At 56.9% G+C, this 17468-nt stretch carries 18 protein-coding genes; 13 read left to right on the top strand and 5 right to left on the bottom strand.

Annotated features, from left to right (window positions below; genetic code table 11):
• Positions 1–214: 214 nt before the first annotated feature.
• Positions 215–1639 (top strand): dihydrolipoyl dehydrogenase, encoded by a 1425-nt coding sequence (gene lpdA / locus DCL27_RS13270; protein WP_005294878.1) that lies wholly within the window; start codon positions 215–217, stop codon positions 1637–1639.
• A 62-nt stretch (positions 1640–1701) separates the two neighbouring features.
• On the opposite strand, the gene DCL27_RS13265 is transcribed toward lpdA, so the two are convergent.
• Positions 1702–1959 carry a hypothetical protein gene (locus tag DCL27_RS13265; protein WP_005282737.1) on the bottom strand — a complete coding sequence of 86 codons (258 nt, stop codon included), beginning with the start codon at positions 1957–1959 and terminating at the stop codon, positions 1702–1704.
• A gap of 283 nt (positions 1960–2242) precedes the next feature.
• Between DCL27_RS13265 and acnB the strand changes: the two genes are divergently transcribed.
• The 3 genes from acnB (at position 2243) to yacL (ending at position 6167) form a co-directional block, all read left to right on the top strand.
• On the top strand, positions 2243–4840 hold the full coding sequence (gene acnB / locus DCL27_RS13260; RefSeq protein WP_035596137.1) for a bifunctional aconitate hydratase 2/2-methylisocitrate dehydratase: 2598 nt from the start codon (positions 2243–2245) through the stop codon (positions 4838–4840).
• A gap of 143 nt (positions 4841–4983) precedes the next feature.
• Positions 4984–5652: a tellurite resistance TerB family protein gene (locus tag DCL27_RS13255; RefSeq protein WP_005282742.1), complete on the top strand. Its 669-nt coding sequence runs from the start codon at positions 4984–4986 to the stop codon at positions 5650–5652.
• A 152-nt stretch (positions 5653–5804) separates the two neighbouring features.
• Positions 5805–6167, top strand: a complete 363-nt coding sequence (gene yacL / locus DCL27_RS13250) for a protein YacL (protein ID WP_005282745.1) — start codon at positions 5805–5807, stop codon at positions 6165–6167.
• On the opposite strand, the gene yddG is transcribed toward yacL, so the two are convergent.
• The gene (yddG, locus tag DCL27_RS13245; protein ID WP_035596135.1) at positions 6151–7047 is read right to left on the bottom strand and encodes an aromatic amino acid DMT transporter YddG; all 897 of its coding nucleotides are present in this window, start codon (positions 7045–7047) and stop codon (positions 6151–6153) included. The genes yacL and yddG overlap by 17 nt on opposite strands.
• Before the next feature lie 320 nt (positions 7048–7367).
• Positions 7368–7715: a YacC family pilotin-like protein gene (locus tag DCL27_RS13240; RefSeq protein ID WP_005282754.1), complete on the bottom strand. Its 348-nt coding sequence runs from the start codon at positions 7713–7715 to the stop codon at positions 7368–7370.
• Between the two features lie 288 nt (positions 7716–8003).
• Between DCL27_RS13240 and hpt the strand changes: the two genes are divergently transcribed.
• Positions 8004–8540 carry a hypoxanthine phosphoribosyltransferase gene (gene hpt / locus DCL27_RS13235; protein ID WP_005282756.1) on the top strand — a complete coding sequence of 179 codons (537 nt, stop codon included), beginning with the start codon at positions 8004–8006 and terminating at the stop codon, positions 8538–8540.
• A gap of 161 nt (positions 8541–8701) precedes the next feature.
• Here the strand turns inward: hpt and can are convergent, their stop codons facing one another.
• Positions 8702–9364: a carbonate dehydratase gene (gene can, locus DCL27_RS13230; RefSeq protein ID WP_005282758.1), complete on the bottom strand. Its 663-nt coding sequence runs from the start codon at positions 9362–9364 to the stop codon at positions 8702–8704.
• 90 nt (positions 9365–9454) lie between these two features.
• On the bottom strand, positions 9455–10138 hold the full coding sequence (locus DCL27_RS13225; protein ID WP_005282763.1) for a winged helix-turn-helix domain-containing protein: 684 nt from the start codon (positions 10136–10138) through the stop codon (positions 9455–9457).
• Between the two features lie 212 nt (positions 10139–10350).
• Here DCL27_RS13225 and DCL27_RS13220 point away from each other — a divergent pair, with 212 nt between their 5' ends.
• From DCL27_RS13220 to DCL27_RS13185, 8 genes are all read left to right on the top strand, one after another.
• Positions 10351–11277, top strand: a complete 927-nt coding sequence (locus DCL27_RS13220) for an ABC transporter ATP-binding protein (protein ID WP_005282766.1) — start codon at positions 10351–10353, stop codon at positions 11275–11277.
• Positions 11274–12044 (top strand): ABC transporter permease, encoded by a 771-nt coding sequence (locus DCL27_RS13215; protein WP_005282769.1) that lies wholly within the window; start codon positions 11274–11276, stop codon positions 12042–12044. The genes DCL27_RS13220 and DCL27_RS13215 overlap by 4 nt, the downstream gene beginning before the upstream one ends.
• Before the next feature lie 186 nt (positions 12045–12230).
• The gene (locus DCL27_RS13210) at positions 12231–12665 is read left to right on the top strand and encodes a PTS sugar transporter subunit IIA (protein WP_005282771.1); all 435 of its coding nucleotides are present in this window, start codon (positions 12231–12233) and stop codon (positions 12663–12665) included.
• 544 nt (positions 12666–13209) lie between these two features.
• Positions 13210–13983: a transcriptional repressor AgaR gene (gene agaR / locus DCL27_RS13205; RefSeq protein ID WP_005282778.1), complete on the top strand. Its 774-nt coding sequence runs from the start codon at positions 13210–13212 to the stop codon at positions 13981–13983.
• 128 nt (positions 13984–14111) lie between these two features.
• Positions 14112–15293 (top strand): SIS domain-containing protein, encoded by a 1182-nt coding sequence (locus DCL27_RS13200; RefSeq protein WP_035596132.1) that lies wholly within the window; start codon positions 14112–14114, stop codon positions 15291–15293.
• Between the two features lie 3 nt (positions 15294–15296).
• The gene (gene agaV, locus DCL27_RS13195) at positions 15297–15779 is read left to right on the top strand and encodes a PTS N-acetylgalactosamine transporter subunit IIB (protein ID WP_035596129.1); all 483 of its coding nucleotides are present in this window, start codon (positions 15297–15299) and stop codon (positions 15777–15779) included.
• 16 nt (positions 15780–15795) lie between these two features.
• The gene (agaW, locus tag DCL27_RS13190; protein ID WP_035596126.1) at positions 15796–16584 is read left to right on the top strand and encodes a PTS N-acetylgalactosamine transporter subunit IIC; all 789 of its coding nucleotides are present in this window, start codon (positions 15796–15798) and stop codon (positions 16582–16584) included.
• On the top strand, positions 16574–17467 hold the full coding sequence (locus DCL27_RS13185) for a PTS system mannose/fructose/sorbose family transporter subunit IID (RefSeq protein WP_035596120.1): 894 nt from the start codon (positions 16574–16576) through the stop codon (positions 17465–17467). Before agaW ends, DCL27_RS13185 begins: the two co-directional genes overlap by 11 nt.
• Position 17468: the final 1 nt, after the last annotated feature.

Raw genomic sequence — 17468 nt, 5'->3', positions numbered from 1 at the left:
GGCTCGCGTCAGCTTGATAGCCCGCGTCACCTGACGACAGAACATCTCTTTACAGAATTATTAACATCTCTGTAAACTGTGATGCGCGACAGGTGTCCCGGCGGAAGCCGCGCCCTCACCGTGATGATTACGGGTGGGGGAAGGCGGTAGGCGTGCAGGCCAGGATGCCGCCACGGTGCATCCACACCGCCGGAAAAACAATAAAGAGGTCATGATGAGTACTGAAATCAAAACACAGGTCGTGGTACTTGGCGCAGGCCCGGCAGGGTATTCTGCGGCATTCCGCTGCGCGGATTTAGGGTTAGAGACGGTTATCGTTGAGCGCTATGCCACCCTGGGCGGGGTGTGTCTGAATGTCGGTTGTATCCCTTCGAAGGCGCTGCTGCACGTGGCTAAAGTGATCGAAGAGGCTAAGGCGCTGGCGGAGCATGGTATCGTCTTCGGTGAGCCGAAGACGGACATCGATAAGATCCGTACCTGGAAAGAGAAAGTCATCAGTCAGTTGACCGGTGGTTTGGCCGGGATGGCGAAAGGTCGTAAAGTCCGTGTCGTCAATGGATTGGGTAAGTTCACCTCGGCGAATACGCTGACCGTGGACGGCGCCGATGGCCAGACGGTGATCCGTTTTGATAACGCGATTATCGCCGCTGGTTCGCGCCCGATCCAGCTGCCTTTCATCCCGCATGATGATCCGCGCGTATGGGACTCTACCGACGCACTGGCGCTGAAGTCCGTACCGAAGCGTATGTTGGTGATGGGTGGCGGTATCATCGGCCTGGAGATGGGGACGGTTTACCACGCGCTGGGTTCCGAGATCGACGTGGTCGAAATGTTCGATCAGGTGATCCCGGCGGCGGATAAGGATGTGGTGAAGGTTTTCACCAAGCGTATCGGCAAGAAGTTTAATCTGATGCTGGAGACCAAAGTCACCGCCGTTGAGGCGCGTGAAGATGGGATCTACGTCTCGATGGAAGGGAAGAAGGCACCGGCTGAGGCTCAGCGCTATGACGCGGTGTTGGTCGCCATCGGTCGTGTACCGAACGGTAAATTGATCGACGCGGGTATGGCTGGCGTCGAAGTGGATGAGCGTGGCTTTATCCATGTCGATAAGCAGCTGCGCACCAATGTGCCGCATATCTTCGCCATCGGCGATATCGTCGGCCAGCCGATGTTGGCGCACAAAGGGGTGCATGAGGGTCATGTCGCCGCCGAGGTGATCGCCGGAATGAAGCACTACTTCGATCCGAAAGTGATCCCGTCCATCGCCTATACCGAGCCGGAAGTTGCATGGGTCGGTATGACGGAGAAAGAAGCGCGCGAGAAGGGTATCAGTTATGAGACCTCGACCTTCCCGTGGGCGGCCTCCGGCCGCGCCATCGCCTCCGATTGCGCGGATGGCATGACTAAGTTGATCTTCGATAAGGAGTCGCATCGCATCATCGGTGGGGCGATCGTCGGGACCAACGGCGGTGAACTGCTCGGTGAGATCGGCCTGGCCATCGAGATGGGCTGCGACGCGGAAGACATCGCCCTGACTATCCATGCTCACCCGACCCTGCATGAGTCGGTTGGCCTGGCGGCGGAAGTCTACGAAGGTAGTATCACCGACCTGCCGAATCCGAAGGCGAAGAAGAAATAATCGCGTGAGATAACGCAAAAACGGCTCCCAGCGGGAGCCGTTTTTTTTGATTGTCGCTGTGCTTAGTCGTGCCGAAAACCGATAAAAAAGGCGATCGCCGGTATGCAGATCCCCAACCCGAGCGCGCCGAGGAAGTAGTTCATTCCCCACAGAAAGCCTTCGTGATCCAACTCATCTTGTCCGAGCAGACAGCGATCCAGCGCCAGCGCATTCATGCTATGGCTGATCTTGATCAGGTAGAACAGCGCGCCGACGGCCAGGATCAACGAGAGGATTTGCAGCAGCGTCAGACAGCGTCGCTTATTGATTGTTAATGACATGGTCGCTCCCAGGCTGGCGAAAGCGAGGCATGATACAGAAAAATTGGCCGAGATAAATACAAAACAGATCAAATCTGTGTATTAATCATCCATAATTGGCCGTATAAAAAGGTTTTTATGGCGTTATGTTGCTTTTTTGTAAAGCATTTAACACTATGGCTAAATACTGATATGCTGGGAAAGCATATCCGGGTATCCGGCGAGCCGCAAGGTTAGCGTCAGGCGGCGGCACTCCACCGGTATCCCGGTACTTACAATGACAATGAGAGCGAGGAGTCGAGTCGTGCTAAAAGAATACCGTGAGCACGTCGCCGAGCGGGCGGCCCTGGGTGTGGTTCCTAAGCCGCTGGATGCGGCGCAGATGGCGGCATTGGTCGAGTTACTCAAGGCACCGCCAGCGGGGGAAGAGGCGCTATTACTGGATCTGTTGATCAACCGTGTGCCGCCGGGTGTCGATGAGGCCGCCTACGTCAAGGCCGCCTTCCTGACCGCCTTGGTGAAGGGGGAGGCGCACTCTCCGTTGATCAACGCGGCGAAGGCATTGGAACTTCTGGGCACCATGCAAGGCGGCTATAACATCCACCCGCTGATTGAGGCATTGGATGATGAGACATTGGCCCCGATCGCCGTACAGGCGCTCTCCCATACCCTGTTAGTCTTCGACAGCTTCCATGATGTCGAGCAGCGCGCACGTGCCGGTAATCCTTTCGCTCGCCAGGTGTTGCAATCCTGGGCCGATGCCGAATGGTTCCTGTCGCGTCCGGCCCTGGCAGAGAAGTTGACGGTGACGGTATTCAAGGTCAGCGGCGAGACGAACACCGATGATCTGTCGCCGGCGCAGGATGCCTGGTCGCGTCCCGATATCCCGTTGCATGCTCAGGCGTTTTTGAAAAATCCACGCGAGGGGATCACGCCGGATCAACCCAGTGTTGTTGGGCCCATTAGCCAGATACATGCATTGGCCGAGCAGGGGTATCCGCTCGCCTATGTCGGTGACGTCGTCGGTACCGGCTCTTCGCGCAAGTCTGCCACCAACTCGGTGCTGTGGCTGATGGGGGAAGATATCCCCTTCGTCCCCAATAAGCGGGCCGGTGGGGTGGTACTGGGTGGCAAGATTGCCCCGATTTTCTTTAATACGATGGAAGATGCCGGGGCATTGCCGATTGAGGTCGATGTCAGCCAGTTGCATACCGGCGAGGTGATCGATATCTATCCTTATCGCGGTGAGATCCGCCGCCATGCCGACGATACGCTGCTCGCCAGCTTCACCCTGAAGACAGAGGTGCTGCTGGACGAGGTGCGCGCCGGTGGACGAATTCCGTTGATCATCGGTCGTGCGTTGACGGCGCGGGCCCGAGAGGCGTTGGATCTGCCGCCGAGCGAGGTGTTCCGCCTGTCGAAGGCGGTCGACGAGAGCGACAAGGGTTACACCCTGGCGCAGAAGATCGTCGGACGTGCCTGCGGCGTTGCCGGCGTGCGTCCCGGCCAATATTGCGAACCTCGGATGGCCTCCGTCGGCTCGCAGGATACGACCGGCCCGATGACGCGCGACGAGCTGAAGGATCTGGCCTGTCTCGGCTTCTCCGCCGATCTGGTGATGCAATCCTTCTGTCATACCGCCGCCTATCCGAAGCCGATCGACGTGCAGACACACCACTCGCTGCCGGACTTCATTATGAATCGTGGCGGGGTCGCGCTGCGTCCGGGCGATGGCATTATTCACTCCTGGCTTAACCGCATGTTGCTGCCGGATACTGTCGGTACCGGTGGGGACTCTCATACCCGCTTCCCGATCGGTATCTCCTTCCCGGCTGGCTCTGGCCTGGTCGCCTTCGCCGCCGCGACTGGGGTGATGCCGCTGGATATGCCCGAATCGGTGCTGGTGCGCTTTAAGGGGCAGATGCAACCGGGGATCACCTTGCGAGACTTGGTGCATGCCATCCCCTACCAGGCGATTCAACAAGGGCTGTTGACCGTTGAGAAACAGGGTAAGAAGAATATCTTCTCTGGCCGTATTCTGGAGATCGAAGGGTTGCCACAACTGAAGGTTGAACAGGCTTTCGAGCTGGCCGATGCCTCGGCCGAGCGTTCGGCGGCAGGTTGCACCATTAAGCTGGATCAGGCACCGATCGTCGAGTATCTGGAGTCGAATATCGTATTGTTGCGTTGGATGATTGCCGAGGGGTATGGCGATCGTCGCACCTTGGAGCGTCGTATTCAGGGCATGGAAAAATGGCTGGCCGATCCGCAACTGTTGGCGGCGGATAGCGATGCCGAGTATGCCGCGGTGATCGAGATCGATCTCGACAGCATCAAGGAGCCTATTCTGTGCGCGCCGAATGATCCCGATGATGCTCGGCCATTATCGCAGGTGGCGGGAGCCAAGATCGATGAGGTCTTCATCGGCTCTTGCATGACCAATATCGGTCATTTCCGTGCCGCCGGTAAGCTGCTCGACAGCCATCGGGGGCAGATCCCGACGCGCCTGTGGGTTGCGCCACCGACGCGTATGGATGCGGCGCAGCTGACGGAAGAGGGGTATTACAGCGTGTTCGGTAAGAGTGGCGCGCGTATTGAGATCCCGGGGTGTTCGCTGTGTATGGGCAACCAGGCTCGAGTTGCCGATGGGGCGACGGTGGTCTCTACCTCGACGCGTAACTTCCCCAACCGCCTCGGCACCGGTGCCAATGTCTATCTCGCATCGGCTGAATTGGCAGCGGTCGCGGCGCTATTGGGACGCTTGCCGGATGTCGCGGAGTATCAGCAGTTCATGGCGCAGGTCGATGCGTCGGCGGCGGATACTTATCGTTATTTGAACTTTAACCATCTCGCCCCCTATACCGATAAGGCCGGGCAGGTGATCTTCCAGACTGTGGTCTGATCCTGCGTGTATATGGGGAGGGGAGCTAACCGAGTTGGCTCCCCTTTTTTATTGTTGTTACATACTATTGCATAAAGGCGACATAACTTGACGCTTAACTTCTTAATCTCATAGCACTCTATTTGGCGAAGGGGATAACGCGGATGAGCAAGAGCTGGCTGAATCAACTGCAGTCACTATTAGGTGACACGAAGGGGAATAAAGCGGGAGCGGAAGGGCTGAGCAAACTGCTGGCTCCGGCCGCGCTTGGCGGCTTGGCTGGCGTGCTGATGGGCAATAAGTCGGTACGCAAACAGGCCGGGAAGTTGGGGAAGAATGCCTTACTGATCGGTGGTGGTGCGGCTATCGGTGCATTGCTATGGAATCAATATCGTGCGCGGGTGAAGGCGAACCATCGCGACGAACCACAATATGGCCAACAGAGTGCGCCGCCGGACGCACGCGTGCGTCGCCTGGTGCAGGCCTTGGTGTTTGCCGCCAAGAGCGATGGCCACATTGATGAGCGTGAGCAACAGGCCATCGATGAAAGCCTGTCCCGTATGGCGTTGGGCGAGGAAGCCCGTCAGTGGATCGATCAGGCCTTGGCTCAGCCACTCGATCCTAAGCGGTTGGCGCAGGGGGTAGGCGATGAAGAGGAAGCACTAGAGATCTATACCTTGAGCTGTGCGGTAATCGACATCGATCATTTTATGGAGCGTAGCTATCTGGATGCCTTAGCCCAAGCATTGGGTATTCCATCGGATGTGGCCGCCGATCTAGAACGGGAGTTAGCCGCCCGAGCGGAGGCGGCCCCGGCGCGCTTGACCCCTTAAGCGATTTTTGCTGAAATCGCCCGTCAGACAGCGCGGAGGCCATGGCCTCCGCGTTATTTTTTATAGATTGCGACGCGGATTTCAGGCCATCTAACCGCGCTGGTTTACACTAAAAAGAGTCCCCTTGCGGGGTAGTAAAGGAGGGACTGGCTGTGGATTATGAATTTCGCCACGATATTGGCGGCCAGGTGGTCGCCGTATTTTCTATGGGGCATGAGGCCGTGGGCCATTGGCTCAATGAAGAGGTGAAGGGCGATCTGACTCTCGTGACAGAGATCGAGCAGGCGGCTGCCGAGCTGAAGGGCAGCGAGCGGCAATGGCAGCGAGTCGGGCATGAGTACACGCTGTGGCTGGATAGCGAAGAGGTGATGGTGCGCGCCAATCAACTGGCCCTAGAGGGGGATGAGTTAGATGAAGGCATGCGTTACTACGATGAAGAGAGCCTCGCCTTGTGCGGTCTGGAGGACTTTCTACAGGTATTGTCACGCTATCGCAGTTTCATTTTGCGGCGTTAGCCGGCGATGGGCGACTCGCGCTCCAGCATAAGAGCGATCCCACCACGACTAAACCGACACCGGACCATAGGCTAGTCGGGGTTGGCGCCGCCAGCCAAAACGCCGCGATGGCGATGGAGAGTAACGGCGTGAAGTAAGAAAGGGCAGCGACCAGTGTGGCGTTGCCCTTTTTCATGGCCTGATCCCAGCAGAGGTAGGCGGCGGCGGTGCTCCCCCCCATGAGCAACAGTTCGCAGAGGGCGGTCCTATCGAGCCGTATCGTCGGCTGAGGCGTCGCCAGCCATAACCCCCATAGACAGAGGGCGGTCACCAGCAGGAACAGCGGCAGGGCGCTGTGGCTCGGATGATAGTGGCGTAGCAGATTGGAGTAGAGCGCCCAGGCGAAGGCGGCGGCGAAGGCCAGGCTATAGGCGATGGGATTACTGCCGAGGTTATGCAGCAGGACGGCGATGGCGATGCCATCATTGCCTGCGACCACCCACACGACGCCGGAGAAGGCCAGCAGGACGCCGGGCCACAGCCACCAACGCACGCGTAACCCTAAGAGTGGCACGGCGAACAGTAGGGTGAGGCTGGGCCACAGGTAGTTGATCAGTCCCAGCTCCAGGGTCTGGCTATGGCTGTGCGCCAGGCCGATAGCGAGGGCAAAGGCCACCATATAGAACACGAAGAGCGCACCACACCCCCAGAGATAGCCGAGCGGTTGGCCGCGGACGCGCGGTGCTCCCGTCGTACACCACACCAGGATGCCGCTGAGGGAATAAATCGCCGCCCCGGCGCCGGTCGGCCCGAATGCCTCGGCGAGACTACGCGTCAGGGCGACGCTCATACTCCAAAGTAGAATGGCGCAAATCCCCCATAATGTGGCGCGTTGTTGCATGGCGATCCTCCCTGTCCTCTGCCGCGTCGATGACTGTAACATGTTTCGTGCAGAGCGATAGACGATGGGTGATGAAATGATTTCACCTGGCGTTTAGGAGGCGTCGGGATGATGAGGGCGTCGCTAGCGCCCCGTAGGCTGCTGCGCGTTTACGTCGCTACTGGCGAGGCTGTGTCGAGTGCCGAGATGGCGAGATCTGGGTTGGTGTTAGCGACTATGAGCGCAGGCCCCTCTGTTGGGTGAGCTACGGCTCACTTATCCCCAATAGGGCAACGTGCCTGCGCTATTTGCTGCACGGGTCTACGGGATGGCGGAGGGCGCTAGTTAGCGTAGGCGAGCAAGCCTAAGGAGTCACGGGCCAGGTATTTGCATTTGGTCTCTATCGGCATGGCGATACGACTTAAATCGTGGTAGCTCTCTTCACCCAGTTTCTTCATCTTTTTGGTATTGTAATTACTCATATCCCAGCCGTTGCGGCTGGCGAAAAAGACAATCGCGCGCTTAATCTGGCTATTGGGCAACTCGTGATAACCACAATCATTTTTTAAATAGACAAATATCGCGGTCAAATCAGCCAAGTCCTCCGCCTGCATCTCATCAAGCGCGCGACTGGATGTGGTAAAACTTAATAAGCCCAACAGCAGTAACAGTAGCGAGGATTTTTTCATACCGGGAAACACAGTTTGTTATTGTATTAGGACGGTACCATATTTCACCGCCTAGGCTACAGCCTGATATTCATTTTTAATATGAAATCAGAGTAATTTATTAAATAAGAATATCGCTACCCGCGCGGTCAGGTGACGCGCAACCGTTTAAGAAGCCCCCTTAGCCTGCTATACTCTGCGCCCTTAACAAGCCGCGCTGTTTTGTGCCCTTGGGCGGGAAGGCCCGTCGGCGCAGGGCAGGTTGATTTTGCCGTCCACGCGCGACGGCACATACGCAAGGTAAAAGCGATGAAACATACCGTAGAAGTCATGATCTCGGAAGATGAGATCAAGGCACGCGTAGCCGAACTGGGACGCCAGATTTCCGAACGTTACCGTAACAGTGGCAAAGAGCTGGTGTTGGTGGGGCTGCTGCGCGGCTCCTTCATTTTTATGGCCGACTTGTGCCGCCAGATCAGCGTACCGCATGAAGTCGACTTCCTGACGGCCTCCAGCTATGGCAATGCCATGAACAGCTCACGCGATGTGAAGATCCTCAAAGATCTGGATGAAGATATCCGCGACAAAGATGTACTGATCGTTGAAGACATCATTGATTCCGGTAATACCCTGAGTAAGGTGCGTGAGCTATTTAGCCTGCGTGGCCCGAACTCGTTGGCGATCTGTACCTTGTTGGATAAGCCGAGCCGCCGTGAAGTCGAGGTCCCGGTCGAGTATATCGGTTTCTCGATCCCGGATGAATTCGTGGTTGGCTTTGGTATCGACTACGCTCAGCGCTATCGTTACTTGCCTTATATCGGCAAAGTCATCATGCAGGATGAGTGATAGGCCGTAACGGGTATCACCATCGGATGAGATAAAGGCGGCCTAGGCCGCCTTTTTGCTTTATGTTTCCCCCCGATCGTACAGGGGATAGTCTATGGTGTGGCGCACAATCAATCCGTTGACCGGACAGCGTTTTTTTATTGACCTAGACGATGGCCGCCTCAACCTTCTTGCGCTTGCTGTTGTAACAGCTTCGCCATCGCGTTGCGATAACGCAACTCCAGGCTCTCGCGGCTGGTGGTCGTGATGTCCAGATCGTGTAGGCGTCCATCCTGTAAGCCATAGACCCAGCCGTGGATCATCACCTTCTGGCCGCGCGTCCAGGCCGATTGCAGGATCGTGGAGTGACCCAGGTTATACACCTGTTCAATGACGTTAAGCTCGCACAGGGTATCCATACGTTTCTCCGGCGGCAGCTCGCCCAGCAATGTGCTGTGTTTGTACCAGATATCGCGGATATGCAGCAGCCAGTTATTGATCAGCCCTAACTCTGGGTTAGTGATGGCGGCCTCAACGCCCCCGCAGCCTAAGTGACCGCAGATGATGATGTGCTCAACCTGTAGCACATCGACGGCATACTGTACCACGGAGAGGCAGTTTAGGTCGGTATGGATGACCAGGTTGGCGACATTACGGTGTACAAACAACTCCCCCGGTTGTAGACCGGTTAACTGCTCTGCCGGGACGCGGCTATCCGAGCAGCCGATCCACAGAAAGCGTGGACGCTGGGATTCGGCCAGTTTAGTAAAGAAGTGAGGATTGTCCTCCTTTACCTGCTGCGACCAGGCCTGGTTATTCGCGATCAGTCTCTCGATTTCTTTCATCAGGGTTAATCATCTGTAACAGGAAAGACGCTAATATAGGCCAATCCGCTCGCTTTGGAAATCGGAACAGTGGGGCGAGCCGCGCCGGTATCACTCGATGCTAAACCCGACGCCATGATGCGTTTTTAAGGGAATAGCGTGCGGAGTAATGCGTTGTAGCTTGGCGCGAAGCGTCTTGAGATGGCGATCGACGCAGCGTTCGCCACTCTTCTCATTCAACGGTCGTAGCAGGTCATTCAACTGGCGGCGCGTGAATACCTGGCCCTGGTTTTGTAACAAGGTTTTTAACAACAGGTATTCCGCCCGCGTTAACTGTAAGGCATGGCCATAATAATGGGCACAGTTACGCGCCTCGTTAAGGGTGAAGTCGCCGTAGCACTCCAGGCGGGTAGCTCGGGCATGCGTTTTATCCGGGTGTTGTAGCAGGGTGCGCAACCGAGCACAGACTTCGCGTGCGGAGAAGGGGGCGGCGATAGCCGTGCTGTGCGGCGGGGCTTCGCTACTGAGTTGTGTCAGTTGCTCGCTGTTGTCGGCGAAGAAAAGCAAAGGGAGGGCGGGATGGCGTGTTTGTAGCACGCGCCCAAGCGCGATGCCTGAGCCGTCGGGGAGGACGGTGTGTACGATAGCTAACTGAGGAGTTTGTTGTTTCAGGGCGTCAAGGGCGGGCTGGCTGTGGCTAAACCAGCATACGTTAAACCCTTCCGTTTCCAGCGTATAGATCAGCGAGTCGGCGACGTCGGCCCGATCTTCGATAAGCCAAATTAACGGTGGCACAGGATGTCTTCCACGACAGCAATGAATCATTGCATCATAGCAAAGTAAGCCCGCCCGTGGCAGCAGCGTGATTTCACCCAACACGCCATGTAACATATAATTATACCGTCTTCGCCTACGGGGCGCGCCGTTTTGCCGCGCTTGCGGAGCGAGTCGGTGCTTACCCAGTCACTTCCAAAGCAAAACGCTTGACGTAAGGTTGACCCATCGCCATGACTAATGCTCTCGAGCTATCACAGCTCACCAAAACCTATGCCGGCGGCGTTCAGGCGCTGCGTGGCATTGATTTAACCGTCGAGGCCGGCGACTTCTATGCGCTGCTAGGACCCAACGGCGCAGGAAAATCGACCACTATAGGCATCATTAGTTCGCTGGTTAACAAAAGCAGCGGGCAAGTGAGTGTATTCGGTTACGATATCGATCGCGATCTGGTCAACGCCAAACGCCAGTTGGGATTGGTGCCACAGGAGTTCAACTTTAACCCGTTCGAGACGGTATTGCAGATCGTGGTAAATCAGGCCGGTTATTACGGCGTGACCCGTCATGAGGCGATGCAACGCGCCGAGCGCTATCTAAGTCAGTTGGATCTATGGCAAAAGCGTAACGAGCGGGCGCGGATGTTATCGGGGGGAATGAAACGTCGCCTGATGATCGCCCGCGCGCTGATGCATCAGCCGAAACTGTTGATCCTCGATGAGCCGACCGCCGGGGTGGATATTGAGCTGCGCCGGGCGATGTGGGGATTTCTCAAGGAGCTGAACGCGCAGGGCACCACCATCATTCTCACCACCCACTATCTGGAAGAGGCGGAGATGCTGTGTCGTAACATCGGCATCATTCAGCATGGTCTGCTGGTGGAGAACACCTCGATGAAGGCCCTGCTGGCCAAGCTTGAATCGGAAACCTTTATCCTGGATCTGGCGCCGAAGAGCCCGTTACCCCGTCTGGAGGGGTATCGGTATCAGTTGTGCGATACCGCCACGTTGGAGGTTGAGGTATTGCGTGAGCAGGGACTGAATGGCCTGTTCAGCCAGCTGAGCGCTCAAGGGATCCAAGTATTGAGTATGCGTAACAAGGCCAACCGGTTGGAGGAGTTGTTTGTGTCATTGCTCAACGATGAACAGGAGAAACAGTCATGAGCCGTTTGTACTGGGTGGCGCTGTGCAGCATCTGGAGTAAAGAGGTTCATCGTTTCGCCCGTATTTGGGTGCAGACGCTGGTACCGCCGGTGATCACCATGACGCTGTATTTCATCATTTTCGGTAATCTGATTGGCTCGCGCATCGGCGAGATGCATGGCTTCAGCTATATGCAGTTTATTGTGCCTGGGTTGATCATGATGTCGGTGATCACCAACGCCTACGCCAACGTGGCCGCCTCTTTTTTTAGCGCTAAATTTCAACGCAGTATTGAGGAGTTGCTGGTCGCGCCGGTGCCGACCCACGTGATCATCGCCGGTTATATCGGTGGTGGGGTAGCCCGTGCCGTATGCGTCGGCTTCCTGGTGACGTTGGTCTCGCTGTTTTTTGTCCCGCTGGTGGTCAACAGTTGGCTAGTGGTCGTAATGACGTTGCTGTGCACCGCGATCCTGTTCTCTCTGGGCGGGCTGATCAATGCGGTATATGCGCGTACTTTCGATGATATCAGCCTGGTACCGACCTTTGTACTGACGCCGTTGACCTACCTGGGCGGGGTATTTTATGCGCTGAGCTTGCTGCCACCCTTCTGGCAGGCGGTCTCCAAGCTCAATCCCATCGTCTACATGATCAGTGGATTCCGCTATGGCTTCCTGGGGATCCATGACGTCTCCTTAACGCAAACCTTCGCCGTCCTGCTGGGTTTTATCGTCGTGCTCTACCTGATGGCTTGGTATCTTATCGAACGAGGCCGTGGCTTACGTAGTTGATTCTGCGCTATCTTGCAGTGCCTGCCGCTGATCACAGGGCAGGCGCTGTAAAATCCACCATTTCCGCCTAACTTCACACTCCTGATGCGCCGTTGCCTGTGATTGCTGCCAGCCAGGTCATTTCCTGCTACACCATCCTTATTGAGAGGCGCCGCATGGCGCGCAGCGTGCAGGGGGTGAAGATCTATGCTGGGTATCGTATTCGCCGGTCATAGCGGCTTTGGTAGCGGGATGATGAAGGCATTGACGCAGCTGCTGGGTGCCCGCCCGATCCAATGTATCGGCGTGGAGTTTAGCGACGGGGTCAGTAGCAATATGCTGAGCCGTATGATGTGCGATGCGCTCCACCAGGTGGATAGCGGCGATGGGGTCGTGATCATCGCAGATATTCTCGGGGCGCCACCCTTTCGGGCCGCGGCGCTGATGTGCCATAAGCATCCACACTGCGAGGTCGTGGTCGGTGTCAGCCTGGCGGCGTTAGCCGAGCAGTGGCCACAGCGCGGAATCGGTGATGCCGTCGCCTTCCGTGAGGCGCTCCTGGCGCAGACGCGCAATCACGTCACGAGTCTATGGCATGAGCAGAGCCGCCAGGCGGCGCTATTTATGCCGCCGGAGTCCTAAGCGCGTAGCCCATAGTGTGATCCGCCCCGCCGCCGATGATGCTTCGCCACTCTTTCTATTCGGTTGCTTTCCCCGTCATATTACCGACTACGCCCATCCTTTGATGGGATGAGTCGCTCCCACGATTTTGCCGCATGGCTGGCCGTGATTACCCATTGTGATCACTGGCAGGGTGATCGACGTCGCCTGCCTCGCCTGCCGCTTACGTTGTGTGCATGATCGCGGGGTAAAAAGACAAAAATGTGATCTCCATCGGTTAGACAACGCAACGTTCAGTCACCATTTTCTCCCGATATTTCTTTCGCTTGCTAACGCATCGTGAGTTCGTTAAGGGCATCAATGGGGAATGTGATGACATCTGCGCGCCAGATTGATCGTAGTGAAAACCTTTCGGTTGGCAATTAAGTGAAAGGTTTTTGCCCTTGATCTGACGGAAAAATAAGCTGTAACTGCGATCACACCTTCCTCGCTATTCCTTTGCTGTAATTCTCATACGCCGAATGAAAACGATTACATCTGTGATTGACCGCACTTGGAGGTTGGCATGGGCATCGATACCGTAAAACGCCGCGAGCAGATTATCGATCAGTTGTGCCAGGAGGGCAGCGTGCGGGTTGAGCAGTTGCGTCACCACTTTAGTGTTTCCAGTGTGACTATCCGCAACGATCTGCGCTATTTGGAGCGCAAGGGGTGCGCATTGCGTTCTTATGGTGGCGCGATGTTGAACCAGCAGTTTGTGTTCGATCGGCCATTGCACGATAAGGGGCGCTTGAATCGCGATGTGAAGTCGCGCATCGCTGCCCGAGCGGCTGCGTTGGTGCAGGATGGCGATACCTTGATCCTTGATTCTGGCTCGACAACGGCACAGATCGTCCCGTTTCTTAAGGCGCGTCGAGATCTGGTGGTGATGACCAACGCCCTGAATATCGCCTGTGAATTGACCGGTTATGAGCAGGTTGAGGTACTGGTTTTAGGCGGCAATATGCGGCCTAACTCGTACTCACTGTATGGTCATGCCGCCGAGCAGCAGCTGCGCCAGTATCACTTCGACCGCTTATTCCTCGGTGTCGATGGCTTTGATCTGGAGTGTGGCATTACCACTCCCCATCGCGGCGAGGCACAACTCAACCGAGTGATGTGTGATGTTGCCAGCGAGATTATTGCCGTCGTTGATGCCAGTAAATTCGGGCGAAAAAGCTTTTGTACCATTCGCGGCGCGGCACAGATCCAACGTGTGATCACCGATAGCCGCATCCCGGAGGTGTATCACCGTACGCTGCTTGATTTAGGCGTGGAGGTGATTATCGCCGACGGTTGATGGTGTTTGCCTGCCGTCCCTTTGCCCTATGAGAACGCAGTCGCTTTGCGGCCGTGCGATGGGGAGCCTTTGCTCCGCGTTTGGCCACGAAGCCGTTCACGTCATGAGTCAGTCTGAGGAGTCAGTAGATGTGTGATGATGTTTTAGGCTATTCCCCCGCGTGGTTGCAGGCGCATGGTGCCTGGCATACCGCGCATGAGATAGCGCAACAGCCGCGACTGTGGCAGGCCTTACACCGAACGTTGCATGAGGAACAGGCGCGTTGGCAGCCTTTCTTGGCGGCCGTGCTGGTGCAGCCCAATCTTCAGATCGTGCTGTGTGGCGCCGGATCGTCGGCGTTTGTCGGGCGGGCGTTGGCGCCCTGGCTACGAGAACAGTGCGGGCGGGAGGTGGTGGCCTACGCGACGACCGATATCGTACCGTCGCCACGACAATACTTGGATCCTCGCCGGCCGACATTGCTGGTCTCTTTCGGCCGCTCCGGCAACAGTCCGGAGAGCGTGGCGGCGCTGGCGCTGGCCGATCGTTTGTTACCCCGTTGCTTTCACCTGTTGTTGACCTGTAACCCCGACGGTGAGTTGGCTCGTTATGCCGAAGGGCGTGCGAACGCCTGCTCACTGATCATGCCGCAGGGCTCGCACGATCAAAGTTTTGCCATGACCTCAAGCTTCAGTTGCATGATGCTGGCCTGTGCGCTGTTGCTCGGCCCACGCGCCTTGGCAGAGAGCCCCGACGGGCTACAACGGATGACGGCGTTGTGCCGCCAGGTGTTACCCGTGTGGCTACCGGCGATCAAACAGCTCGCCGGGCGTGGTTTTCAACGCCTGCTGGTGCTGGGGAGTCGCGCCTTTACCGGTGTGGCCGAGGAGGCGGCGTTGAAAATGTTGGAGCTAACGGCGGGGCGCATCGCGACCCGTTACGACTCCGCCATGGGATTGCGCCACGGCCCGAAGTTTATGGTCGGCCCACAAACGCTGGTGGTGACGATGTTGAGCGCCGAGCCTTACTGCCGTTGCTACGATCTCGACTTGTTGGCTGAGCTGCGTCGGGATGGATTGGCGCAGGAGATCGTGGCGTTGAGCGGTGCCGTAGAACCCGATGCGCTCTCCCTGGCAAGCGACCTTGATGAGGTTTGGCTGTTATTCCCCTTTCTGTTGTATCTGCAAATCTTGGCCTTTGAAACCTCACTGGCCCTGGGCATCACGCCAGATAACCCCTGCCCGAGTGGCGAGGTGAATCGCGTGGTGCAGGGGGTGGTGATCCATGATTATCCGCTAACGCATTCCCCGATAACCGAGATGGAGGTGTGAATTATGTCGCAACCCAACATCCTAATGACCCGGATCGATAACCGCTTGGTACACGGGCAGGTTGGTGTGACCTGGACCAATACCCTGGGCGCCAATCTGGTTCTGGTCGCTAACGATGCCGCCGCTGCCGATCCTGTCCAACAGAACTTGATGGACATGGTGGTTGCCGACGGCGTACAGACGCGTTATTTCACGCTGCAGAAGACGATCGATGTGATCCACAAGGCCGCCGATCGCCAAAAGATCTTCCTGGTCTGTAAGACGCCTCAGGATGTGTTGACCCTGGTACGCGGCGGTGTCCCGATCCAGTTTGTTAATATCGGCAATATGCATTTCTCCGAGGGAAAACGCCAGATCCACAAGACGGTCTCGGTTGATGACGACGATGTGGCCGCTTTTCAGGCGCTGAGTTCGCTCGGCATCGCATGCGAGATCCGGCGCGTGCCAGATGAGGCCGGCGAACCGATTAACCGGCTGTTGGGCTGACCCCAGGAGGCGAATCATGTTAACCGATGCATTGTTGATTGGACTGCTGGCGGGGATTGCCGGCATCGATCTGTTCGATGGTTTGACCCATATTCACCGTCCGCTGGTGATCGGCCCGCTAGTTGGGCTGATCTTAGGTGATGTCTATACCGGCCTGCTGGTCGGCGGGACATTAGAGCTGGTGTGGATGGGAATGGTGCCGCTGGCCGGTGCCCAGCCGCCTAACGTGGTCATCGGCGGGGTAATCGGCACCGCATTTGCCATCCTGACGCATGCCGACCCCAAAGTCGCTATCGGCGTGGCGGTGCCGTTCTCCATCGCGGTACAAGGGTGTATCACCCTGCTGTTTACCGTCTATTCGCCGATGATGCATCGCTGCGATGAGATGGTGAAAAAACTCAACTGGCGTGGCGTCGAATGGGTGAACTATGCCGGGCTGCTGATCCTATTCTGCTTCTACTTCATCGTCGCCTTCCTGCCGGTCTATCTGGGGGCCGATGCGGCCAGCGCCATGGTCGCAAAGGCACCGACATGGTTATTAGACGGCCTCTCCGTCGCCGGCGGAATGATGCCCGCCATCGGCTTCTCGCTACTGATGAAGATCATGATGAAGAAGACCTATGTGGCCTATTTCATTTTGGGGTTCATCTCGGTCACCTTCCTCAATATGCCGATTATCGCGGTGGCGTTGGGCGCCCTGGCGATCGCCCTGATCGACTTTTTTAACCGTACCCGTCATGACAATACGCCGGAGCCGCGTGCGAACGCCTCCCACAACCAGGAGATGGAAGAAGATGGCATTTAACGAGAGTGATGATGTGCAGCTCGCCAAGGCGGAGAAGCGTATGGCGCAGGCGCTGGCGACCAGCCGCGTGGAGCGTGATGACTATGTCGATCAGACTCCCGGGCAGGCGTTGAGTCGGCGAGATATCAATATCATGGCCTTGCGATCCCTGTTATTGCAGGCCTCCTTTAACTACGAGCGTATGCAGGCGGGTGGCTGGTTGTACACCCTGATCCCAGGGCTGCGCAAGATCCATCGCAATCCGGAGGATCTGGCCAACTCGATGAAGATGCATATGGAGTTTATCAACGTCCACCCATTCGACGTGACCTTCCTCTCCGGTCTGGTGTTGGCGATGGAGCGCGGCAAGGAGCGAATCTCCACCATCCGTGCGGTCAAGGTGGCGTTGATGGGGCCGCTGGGGGGGATCGGCGACGCGTTATTCTGGCTGACGCTGTTGCCAATCTGCGCCGGTATCGGGGCATCGTTGGCGCTCGAGGGGAGCCTGTTCGGACCGGTGGTATTCCTGCTGTTATTTAACGCCGTCCATTTCGCCCTGCGCTTCGGCCTGGCGCACTACGGCTACAGTGCGGGGACCAGCGCTTTGGCGTTACTGAAGACCCACACCAAGAACATCTCCCATGCGGCTTCGATCGTCGGCATGACGGTGATTGGGGCGCTGGTGGCCTCCTATGTGCATCTCTCGACGCCATTGGTGATGCATGCCGGCAAGGCGACGGTCGCGCTTCAGAAAGATGTTCTGGATAAGTTGATGCCCAATCTGCTGCCACTCTGCTTCACCCTATTGGTGTACTGGTTGATGAAGCGTGGCTATTCGCCGATCAAACTGATCGGGGTGACGGTATTGATCGGCATCGCTGGCAAATGGGTCGGTTGGCTCTAAG

This window comes from Edwardsiella tarda ATCC 15947 = NBRC 105688 (genome assembly GCF_003113495.2).
Taxonomy (GTDB): domain Bacteria; phylum Pseudomonadota; class Gammaproteobacteria; order Enterobacterales; family Enterobacteriaceae; genus Edwardsiella; species Edwardsiella tarda.
This window is presented reverse-complemented; position numbering and strand designations above follow the sequence as displayed.

Excerpts from the sequence above, each read along its gene's own strand:
- DCL27_RS13215 (WP_005282769.1), top strand. The coding sequence starts at position 11,274 with ATGAGCCGTTTGTACTGGGTGGCGCTGTGCAGCATCTGGAGTAAAGAG.
- DCL27_RS13210 (WP_005282771.1), top strand. The coding sequence starts at position 12,231 with ATGCTGGGTATCGTATTCGCCGGTCATAGCGGCTTTGGTAGCGGGATG.
- yddG (WP_035596135.1), bottom strand. The coding sequence starts at position 7,047 with ATGCAACAACGCGCCACATTATGGGGGATTTGCGCCATTCTACTTTGG.
- agaR (WP_005282778.1), top strand. The coding sequence starts at position 13,210 with ATGGGCATCGATACCGTAAAACGCCGCGAGCAGATTATCGATCAGTTG.
- DCL27_RS13220 (WP_005282766.1), top strand. The coding sequence starts at position 10,351 with ATGACTAATGCTCTCGAGCTATCACAGCTCACCAAAACCTATGCCGGC.
- DCL27_RS13200 (WP_035596132.1), top strand. The coding sequence starts at position 14,112 with ATGTGTGATGATGTTTTAGGCTATTCCCCCGCGTGGTTGCAGGCGCAT.
- lpdA (WP_005294878.1), top strand. The coding sequence starts at position 215 with ATGAGTACTGAAATCAAAACACAGGTCGTGGTACTTGGCGCAGGCCCG.
- can (WP_005282758.1), bottom strand. The coding sequence starts at position 9,364 with ATGAAAGAAATCGAGAGACTGATCGCGAATAACCAGGCCTGGTCGCAG.
- hpt (WP_005282756.1), top strand. The coding sequence starts at position 8,004 with ATGAAACATACCGTAGAAGTCATGATCTCGGAAGATGAGATCAAGGCA.
- DCL27_RS13265 (WP_005282737.1), bottom strand. The coding sequence starts at position 1,959 with ATGTCATTAACAATCAATAAGCGACGCTGTCTGACGCTGCTGCAAATC.
- agaV (WP_035596129.1), top strand. The coding sequence starts at position 15,297 with ATGTCGCAACCCAACATCCTAATGACCCGGATCGATAACCGCTTGGTA.
- DCL27_RS13185 (WP_035596120.1), top strand. The coding sequence starts at position 16,574 with ATGGCATTTAACGAGAGTGATGATGTGCAGCTCGCCAAGGCGGAGAAG.
- agaW (WP_035596126.1), top strand. The coding sequence starts at position 15,796 with ATGTTAACCGATGCATTGTTGATTGGACTGCTGGCGGGGATTGCCGGC.
- DCL27_RS13240 (WP_005282754.1), bottom strand. The coding sequence starts at position 7,715 with ATGAAAAAATCCTCGCTACTGTTACTGCTGTTGGGCTTATTAAGTTTT.
- DCL27_RS13255 (WP_005282742.1), top strand. The coding sequence starts at position 4,984 with ATGAGCAAGAGCTGGCTGAATCAACTGCAGTCACTATTAGGTGACACG.